General features: G+C 68.6%; 2 protein-coding genes. Both read right to left on the bottom strand.

The genetic code is table 11. The annotated features are described in order from the left end of the window. The coding region (locus tag J0695_RS36345; RefSeq protein WP_206969040.1) for a PadR family transcriptional regulator at nucleotides 1-307 on the bottom strand (307 nt) is incomplete at its 3' end. Between the two features lie 40 nt (nucleotides 308-347). Continuing rightward, nucleotides 348-532, bottom strand: a 185-nt coding sequence (locus tag J0695_RS36340) for a hypothetical protein (protein ID WP_206969039.1), incomplete at its 5' end; no start/stop codon positions are given.

Below are 532 nucleotides of genomic sequence, written 5' to 3'. Positions count from 1 at the left end.
CGACCGCCATCGCGAGCTTGATCGACAGCTCGTCGCGGGCCGGGCTGGTGCGGTCGACGGGCGCCTCGTACCAGCTCTTCAGCTCCTGGCGCCCCTCGCCGGTGATGACGTACAGCGCATGGCCGGCCGTGTCCTCACCGTCCTGCACGACCATCCCGTCGCGCTCCAGACGGCTGAGGGTCGTATAGACCTGGCCGACGTTGAGTGGCCAGGTGGAACCGGTACGGGACTCGAATTCGCTGCGGAGCTGGGAGCCGTAGCGCGGCCCCCGCTCCAGGAGGGCGAGTAGCCCGTGGCGGATCGACATACTGAGTATGTATACCGAGTATGTAGGTGGATGCAAGCCGCTACGGCCTGCGCAGGCGCATTCCGAGGAAGCCCAAACCGAGACCCACCAGGGCAAGTCCGCCACCCAGCGCCGCGACGTGGACGACGAGTGGCGCGGGCCCCTCAATGGCCTGAGCTGCGGGCTTTCTGGCTGCTGCGGCAGGGGTGCGGGAGGGGAGCGGGCGATGGGGTCTCCCCTGCTCGA

Origin of the sequence: Streptomyces beijiangensis (assembly GCF_017315755.1) — a bacterium.
GTDB classification, from domain to species: domain Bacteria; phylum Actinomycetota; class Actinomycetes; order Streptomycetales; family Streptomycetaceae; genus Streptomyces; species Streptomyces beijiangensis.
This window is presented reverse-complemented; position numbering and strand designations above follow the sequence as displayed.